This window comes from Neisseria sp. HMSC064E01, from assembly GCF_001808875.1.
GTDB classification, from domain to species: Bacteria; Pseudomonadota; Gammaproteobacteria; order Burkholderiales; family Neisseriaceae; genus Neisseria; species Neisseria sicca_A.
Genome location: NZ_KV794954.1, coordinates 2,203 through 2,863 on the forward strand (window position 1 = coordinate 2,203; position 661 = coordinate 2,863).

General features: G+C 56.6%; 1 pseudogene. It reads right to left on the reverse strand.

The features are described from left to right. Positions 1-603 (reverse strand): annotated as a pseudogene (locus HMPREF2572_RS15120) (sugar-binding protein); the annotation flags it as partial. Positions 604-661: the final 58 nt, after the last annotated feature.

Here is a 661-nt window from a genome sequence, read left to right on the forward strand (position 1 = left end):
GTAGGTGTACTCCTGCAATAGGCGGCTGCCGTTCCAGACGAAGTGGGTTCGTTTCGGTTCGGTGCTCGTCCAGGCGAGTTTGTCTTGGCGTTCTTTGGAAAGGCGTCGTCCGAACGGGTCGTAGGCGTATGTCCAGATCTCAGTGTTGCCGGCGGGCTTTTTGATTTCGGCGCGTACGAGCTGGTTTTCTAGATCGTATTGGTAATATTGGTTTTCGCCATTAGGCAACTGGCGGTAGATCAGGTTGCCCAATGCGTCGTAGGTGTATTCGATGCCGTTGTATTCTTTGAGGCGGTTGCCGCTGACCGGGTTAGGGTGGGCAGGTGATTTCAGACGACCTTGAGTTTTGGGGTCGTCTGAAATCGGAGCGGTCGTTTTGCCCTCTCCCACGGGAGAGGGAGTAGATGTTGGGATGTCGAGGATGTTGTGGGCGGGGTCGAAGGCGAAGGTTTCGCTGCGGCCGGTTTGGCTGTTGCGGGCTTCTTGAATGCGTCCGATTTTATCGTAAACGTAATTGAGGACGCCGCTTCTTTGGTCGGCGCTTTGAATCAGGTTGCCGGCTTTGTCGTAGGCATAGCGGCGGTTGACGGCGCCGCCGGCCAGCGGGTTTTGTTTGCCGCGGGATGTTGGTGTGCCGCTCCAGACGGTACGCTGGCTTTTC